7 protein-coding genes are annotated in these 6,780 nt (G+C 37.3%); 2 read left to right on the forward strand and 5 right to left on the reverse strand.

Features of this window, described 5'->3' with window-relative positions:
• Positions 1–18 precede the first annotated feature (18 nt).
• From V7164_RS20650 to acnA, 3 genes are all read right to left on the reverse strand, one after another.
• Positions 19–525, reverse strand: coding sequence for a peroxiredoxin family protein (locus V7164_RS20650; protein ID WP_335345803.1), 507 nt, complete (start codon positions 523–525; stop codon positions 19–21).
• A 43-nt stretch (positions 526–568) separates the two neighbouring features.
• Complete coding sequence (locus V7164_RS20655) at positions 569–985, reverse strand: hypothetical protein (RefSeq protein ID WP_335345804.1); 417 nt, start codon at positions 983–985, stop codon at positions 569–571.
• Between the two features lie 132 nt (positions 986–1,117).
• The gene (gene acnA / locus V7164_RS20660) at positions 1,118–3,826 is read right to left on the reverse strand and encodes an aconitate hydratase AcnA (RefSeq protein WP_335355102.1); all 2,709 of its coding nucleotides are present in this window, start codon (positions 3,824–3,826) and stop codon (positions 1,118–1,120) included.
• A 355-nt stretch (positions 3,827–4,181) separates the two neighbouring features.
• Here acnA and sspO point away from each other — a divergent pair, with 355 nt between their 5' ends.
• Positions 4,182–4,331, forward strand: coding sequence for a small acid-soluble spore protein O (gene sspO, locus V7164_RS20665; RefSeq protein WP_335355103.1), 150 nt, complete (start codon positions 4,182–4,184; stop codon positions 4,329–4,331).
• Between the two features lie 110 nt (positions 4,332–4,441).
• On the opposite strand, the gene V7164_RS20670 is transcribed toward sspO, so the two are convergent.
• Positions 4,442–4,702, reverse strand: a complete 261-nt coding sequence (locus tag V7164_RS20670; RefSeq protein WP_335347725.1) for a hypothetical protein — start codon at positions 4,700–4,702, stop codon at positions 4,442–4,444.
• A gap of 297 nt (positions 4,703–4,999) precedes the next feature.
• On the opposite strand from V7164_RS20670, the gene V7164_RS20675 reads away from it, so the two are divergent.
• Positions 5,000–5,143, forward strand: a complete 144-nt coding sequence (locus V7164_RS20675) for a small acid-soluble spore protein P (RefSeq protein ID WP_335347724.1) — start codon at positions 5,000–5,002, stop codon at positions 5,141–5,143.
• Positions 5,144–5,192: 49 nt separating this feature from the next.
• Here the strand turns inward: V7164_RS20675 and selA are convergent, their stop codons facing one another.
• The gene (gene selA / locus V7164_RS20680) at positions 5,193–6,596 is read right to left on the reverse strand and encodes an L-seryl-tRNA(Sec) selenium transferase (RefSeq protein WP_335347723.1); all 1,404 of its coding nucleotides are present in this window, start codon (positions 6,594–6,596) and stop codon (positions 5,193–5,195) included.
• Between the last annotated feature and the right edge of the window lie 184 nt (positions 6,597–6,780).

A 6,780-nucleotide genomic window follows, 5' to 3' on the forward strand; every position in this document is an offset into this window, starting at 1 on the left:
GCATAAGCTGATGAATTCTTATTTTGTATATTCTCTCATCATGTCAATTGTCATTGCACTTAAATGCTTATGTGTAATAATCCCTTTTTCATTAATAAAGAAAGTCGTTGGAATGGTTAAAATTTTATATGCAGTATTTACCTCATCTTTATCATCGAGAAGAATAGGAAAATGAATATCCATCTGCTTGGCAAACCCAGCAACATCATACTCAGGATCAATATTAACAGCCAGTATAATTATTTTATCACCGACTTCTTCGTGAAACTTTTGCATTGCAGGCATTTCCGCTTTACATGGAGGACACCATGTTGCCCAAAAATTTAAGATCACCTTTTTCCCTCTATAATCGGAAAGCCTTACTGTTTCGCCATCTAAGTTTTTTAATTCAAAATCAGGTGCTTTTAATCCAACCTTTAGCCCTGGAAGGTTCTCCGTTTCCGGTTCTTCCTTATCCATCGCGTGAACAATTGCTGCTGCCATCAAGCCAAAAATAATACTTGCTGCTACGATCTTTTTAATCATTTGCTGTTCAACACCCTTATTATCTATTTAATCGTATTGTAACCTAGACAAGCAGAAAAAATAAGGTTCTGAACAGCCAAAAAGCAACGAAAAATGTGACAATTCCATAAACAATATGCGTAAACCAGTTCTTAAGGGGCCAGCTTCCTTTTCGATATTTTGTATAAAAATAAATAACTGCAATTAATAGGCCGAGCAGTTTGCCCTTTGTTCCGCCAGTTGAATAAAGAATGGATAATGGCTCTTCTATAATAACCGTTGGCTGAAAAATAACGGAACTAAATTTATAAACGATAAATCCAATCAGAACAGCGTTTAAAAATGAACTTAAAAAGAGTTCCTGAAATGAACGATCCTCTTTTGACATGAATTTCATAAATAAATAAGCAGTCATACCGGCAAGAAAAAAAATAATCCATTCATATTTCAGCATAAAGGGGCCTAACATAATTGCACCCATCTCTTTCCTCCCAATCAAAGTTTCTTACAATAAACATACAAGAGTCCTTTATGTTTGTAAAAATAAGTGCTCGAACGAAAAAAGCGCGTAAGGTTTCAACAAATGAAACCCCACACGCTTTTTGCATAAAAATTAATTAGCTAATTTTTCACGTAGAACCATTTGTAAAATCCCGCCATGACGGTAGTAATCGATTTCTACTTCTGAATCGAAACGAACAAGAACTTCAAATTCTTTCTTGTTGCCTTCTTCATCAGTTGCAGTTACCTTTACTAGATCACGTGGTCTTACATTTTCATCGATTTGAACATCGATTGTTTCTTTTCCTGTTAAACCAAGAGCTTCTGCACTATCACCATCTTTGAATTGAAGTGGAAGAACCCCCATCAATACAAGGTTAGAACGGTGAATACGCTCGTAGCTTTCAGCAATAACTGTCTTAATTCCAAGTAAATTTGTACCCTTTGCAGCCCAGTCACGTGAAGAGCCCATTCCATAATCTTTACCTGCTAGAACAACAAGACCAGTATCTTCTTCTTTGTACTTCATGCAAGCATCGTAAATGGACATCACTTTACCAGTTGGCCAGTGAGTAGTGAAACCGCCTTCTGTTCCTGGAGCAATTTGGTTACGGATACGAATATTAGCAAATGTTCCACGCATCATTACTTCATGGTTACCACGGCGAGAACCATAAGAGTTAAAGTCACGTACCTCTACTCCGTTTTCTAATAAATATTTACCAGCAGGTGTATTCTTGCCAATTGCACCAGCAGGAGAAATATGGTCAGTCGTAACAGAATCGCCAAACTTACCAACTACGCGAAGACTATTTAATGGCTTCACTTCATCCGGATCTGCCTTTAACCCTTCAAAGAAAGGAGGATTTTGGATATATGTTGATGTTTCATCGAAAGAATAAAGCGGCTCACTGCTTGTTTGGATTTTATTCCAAAGAGCATTGTCACCAAATACATTCTCATATTCTTTACGGAATAATTCTGGTGTTACCGTTTGCTTAACAACTTCATTTACCTCAGCAGTAGTTGGCCAAATATCTTTAAAGAACACGTCATTTCCATCTTTATCTTTTCCAATAGCATCCTTCTGAAGGTCAATATCCACTGTGCCAGCTAACGCATAAGCAACAACTAACGGTGGTGAAGCCAAGTAGTTAGCTTTTACTAATGGATGAATACGACCTTCAAAGTTACGGTTACCAGAAAGAACTGATGTTACTAAAAGATCGCTTTCAGCGATAGCCTTTTCGATTTCTTCTTTAAGTGGTCCAGAGTTACCGATACAAGTAGTACAGCCATAACCAACAATGTTAAAACCTAATTGATCTAGATAAGGCTGAAGACCTGAATCACGAAGGTAACCAGTTACAACTTTAGAACCTGGTGCTAAAGAAGTCTTAACAAACTTTGGAACTTCCATGCCAAGTTCAACGGCTTTTTTCGCAACTAAACCAGCACCAACTAATACATATGGGTTAGAAGTATTTGTACAGCTCGTAATGGCAGCAATTGCAACAGCACCTGTTTTCATTTCTGTTGTATCGCCATTATTGAATTTAACTGTTACTTCCTTATCAATTTCCTTTCCATCTAAACCAAAGCCTTGGTTGCCTTGTGGAGCAGTTAATGCTTTGTTAAATTCCTGTTTCATCGCTGAAAGTGGAATTAAGTCCTGTGGACGCTTTGGACCAGAAAGGTTTGCTTCGATATCAGAAAGATTAATCTCTACAACATTTGTATAAACTGGCTCTAATGAAGGATCGAAGAATAATCCATTTTCTTTAGAGTATGTTTCTACTAATTTAATTTGTTCCTCAGAACGGCCAGTTAAGCGCATGTATTCAAGTGATTCCGCGTCAACTGGGAAGAATCCGCAAGTTGCACCATATTCAGGTGCCATGTTAGCAATTGTTGCGCGGTCAGCAAGCGGCAGTTCAGTGACGCCAGGACCAAAAAATTCAACAAATTTTCCGACAACACCATGTGCACGAAGAACTTGTGTTACTTTTAATGCTAAGTCAGTAGCCGTTGCGCCGTCTGGAAGTTCTCCAATTAGCTTCACACCTACAACTTCAGGTACAGGGAAATATGAAGGCTGTCCAAGCATTCCAGCTTCCGCTTCAATTCCTCCAACACCCCAGCCAAGAACACCAATACCGTTGATCATAGTTGTATGGGAATCAGTACCTACTAATGTGTCTGGGAATGCTTCGAATTCTCCATCTTCATTTTCAATTGCATGAACAACACTTGCAAGATACTCAAGGTTTACTTGGTGAACGATACCTGTAGCAGGCGGTACAGCACGGTAGTTATCGAACGCTTTTTGTGCCCAGCTTAGGAATTGATAACGCTCCGCATTTCTTTCAAATTCAAGCTTCATATTAGCATCTAATGCTTCAGGAGAACCGAATTGGTCAACTTGAACAGAGTGGTCAATAACAAGGTCAACTGGCTTAAGAGGGTTGATTTTATCTGGGTCTCCCCCCATGTCTGCCATAGCCTTGCGAAGAGATGCTAAATCTACAACCGCAGGAACTCCAGTAAAGTCTTGCAGGATTACACGTGAAGGTTTGAATGGTACGTCAACCTCTTTAACTTCATCCGTGCCCCATTTTGCTAAGTTTTCTACATGTTCTTGCGTAATAACACGACCGTCAAATTGACGAAGAACAGATTCTAATAATACTTTAATAGAGTACGGCAGATTTGCTACATTGCCGATACCAGCTTTTTCTAAAGCACCTAAATGATAATAATGATAACGCTTCCCGTCTAATTCAAATGACTTACGGGCATTAAATACATCATTTTTCACCATGGGTTTATCCCCCTTTTACATATTTAATCAAATATAAAGATTTAGAAATTTGTCGAATAGATGGGATTTTTGACCATCTACTCTTCTCAACAATAATCTTAATACAATGTGTGACATAAGTAAATAACAAGAAAGTTATTGTTTTTGATAAGTTTTTCTTATATCAAAAACGATAATACATCTATTTCCATGAAATAACATATATTATAGTGATTTTTTCTTTGTCATTAACATTTGTACAAATAAGTATATTATGTTACCAAAATATATTCACTTAAAAAATAATAAAAAAAGGAATATAGAATCGACATAATTTGAAGAAATTTGCAAAAAATAACTGTTGGAGGTGAATGTAGTGGCAAAAAGGAAATCTAATCATATTGTTCCAGGGATGAATGCGGCAAAAGGGCAAGGAATGGGTGCAGGGTATAATGAAGAATTTTCAAATGAGCCTTTATCAGAGATGCAGAAGCAAAATAATAAAAAGCGAAAGAAAAATAAATAAAGGAAGTTTTAAATACAGCGGAGGATCTATCTGGATTAATCGGCGAAAAACGAAAAAGGAAGCGAATCTCTTATCGCTTCCTTTATCAGCTATTTAATTGACATCCTATATTAATGGTATTGATTTACTTCATTAACGATTGTGCTTAAGTCCTGCTGGAATTTTTCTAACTGCATTCTCTGCGTTTCAGATGCAACCTCGAGTGCATTTTCAATTTGTTCGTAAGCTTCGTTTACTTCTTGTTTTAGATGCTTAAGCTGATGACCGTAATTGGCAGAATCCCTAACAATTTCATAATAGAGCTCCTGAGCATCCTCCATTCCCTGCTGTGCAGCCTGAAATGCTTGCTGTTTATTCTTATTATATGGCATCCCCTGTTTCACTCCTTTATTTAAATAAATTATCAAATTCGCCTTGGCGTATTTGCGCCCAGATTTTTATCGAGCAACACTCGATAAATTCCTTTAAAAAATCTGAGGCATCCGCCGGAGGCAACTTAATTCAGCCAGGCTTGAATCCTCACTGAATTAGATACCCATTTGGATTCAGCTTCATCCATAAAGGTGAAAACTTATGCTGAATAAAGTTAAATTGTGCAGTCATCAAAAAAAATATTCTGTATAATTTTTCGGCTTCCTTCCATGCTATTTGTTAGGAGGGATGATTAAATGAATAAGAACGATAGTAAGGATATGCGAAAAAATGCACCTAAAGGAGATAATTCCGGACAGCCCGAACCGTTAAGCGGATCAAAAAAGGTGAAAAACAGAAATCATACGAGACAAAAAAACAATTCCAGCCATGATATGTAAAAAAAAAAGCGTTCCCCAAGTTTTTTTGGAGAACGCTTTTTGTAAAGGCTTATAGGGCCTGAAGTGCTTCTAATATATAAGCTTCTTCATCCGCTGAAACGGTTCTTAAATCAATTAATACTTCTTCTTTCTGAATACGCACAACTATGGCAGGAGAGAATTCTGTTCTTAATTTTTTAGCAAGCTGCTCTGCTTCCCATTTTTTATGCTTAATGACAGAAACAAATGAAGGAAGACTAACCTCTGGCATCGTCCCTCCCCCTATTTGTGCAAAACTTTCCATAATAGAAAGGGTATATTGATCAGAAGAGCTTAACAATTTTTTAATAAAGGCCTCTGTCCTTACCTTAAGATCATCTTGTGATACTAAAATATCTCTAATAACAGGGATATTTTTTAACCCCTTATCCCCTTTAACATAATCCAGCAATGTCCCCTCGAGAGCTGCAAGAGTCATTTTATCCACCCTCAAAACACGAGAAAGCTGGTGTTTTTTTATTAGGCTAATTAACTCTTTCTTACCGGCAATAATTCCAGCTTGCGGACCTCCTAATAGCTTATCTCCGCTAAAGGAAACTATATCTGCCCCCTGCTTAATTACATCTTTCACAACAGGTTCCTCACCGATACCATGTTTTTGAAAATCGTAGAGAGCCCCGCTTCCCAAATCCTCATAGAAAATGATGTTTTTTTCCCTGGAGAGCTTTGCTAATTCTTCTGTTCCAACTGCTTTTGTAAACCCGATTACTTTAAAATTACTAGTATGTACTTTTAATATCATCGCTGTTTGTTCAGTAATCGCATTTTCATAGTCAGCAAGATGTGTTTTATTGGTTGTTCCAACTTCAACAAGCTCAGCCCCGCTTTCTCCCATAATGGAGGAGATTCTGAAGGATCCGCCTATTTCAACGAGCTGACCGCGTGATACGACTACTTCCTTATTTTTTGCTAAAGCCTTCAATATCAAATAAACAGCAGCGGCATTATTATTTACAACCATCGCCGCTTCTGCACCGGTTAGCTCCTTAAGCAGCGCTTCTACATGACTATGTCTGGAGCCGCGCTTTCCTTCCTCCAATTGATACTCTAAATTGGAATAATGAAGGGCTATTTCAAGCATGTGCTGGGCGGCGTGATCACTTAATCGTGCTCTGCCAAGATTTGTGTGAAGGATTGTCCCTGTCGCATTAATCACACGCTTTAATGTGTAATTTAGTTGTTTATGCAGGGCAGCCTCTAGCCTATTAAAAATCTCATCGATGAAATCCTTGCTTCCAGGTACTACGCCAAACCATTTATTTAAAGTCAATTCTTCTCGAACTTCAGAAAGTACAATTTTAAGCTGATTCGTCATATGTATAAAATCAATCCCGTGAGTTTCTGCCAACAGATTAAAACGATTGTCTTTTTGCAGCTCATGCACAGGGGGAATATTTCTTAGCAACTGTTTCACAGCTTTCACTCCAATCTTCATTAAACTATTATATCATTATTTACTAGCAAAATTCTCCATCCTATTAGCAATGAAAATAGAGTTAGTTTACATAATAATATTATTAGTTTGAAATTAGAAGTAAAAAACCTTCCTCATTTAGAAGAAGGTTTATTCTACAAATTTGTTCTGTATTTTTTCTATA

Source organism: Bacillus sp. JJ1474 (assembly GCF_036965225.1).
Lineage (GTDB): Bacteria > Bacillota > Bacilli > Bacillales > Cytobacillaceae > Cytobacillus.

What these genes read in the sequence shown, in the direction of transcription:
- V7164_RS20675 (WP_335347724.1), top strand. Translation starts at nt 5,000, where the DNA reads ATGAATAAGAACGATAGTAAGGATATGCGAAAAAATGCACCTAAAGGA.
- V7164_RS20670 (WP_335347725.1), bottom strand. Translation starts at nt 4,702, where the DNA reads ATGCCATATAATAAGAATAAACAGCAAGCATTTCAGGCTGCACAGCAG.
- V7164_RS20655 (WP_335345804.1), bottom strand. Translation starts at nt 985, where the DNA reads ATGGGTGCAATTATGTTAGGCCCCTTTATGCTGAAATATGAATGGATT.
- acnA (WP_335355102.1), bottom strand. Translation starts at nt 3,826, where the DNA reads ATGGTGAAAAATGATGTATTTAATGCCCGTAAGTCATTTGAATTAGAC.
- V7164_RS20650 (WP_335345803.1), bottom strand. Translation starts at nt 525, where the DNA reads ATGATTAAAAAGATCGTAGCAGCAAGTATTATTTTTGGCTTGATGGCA.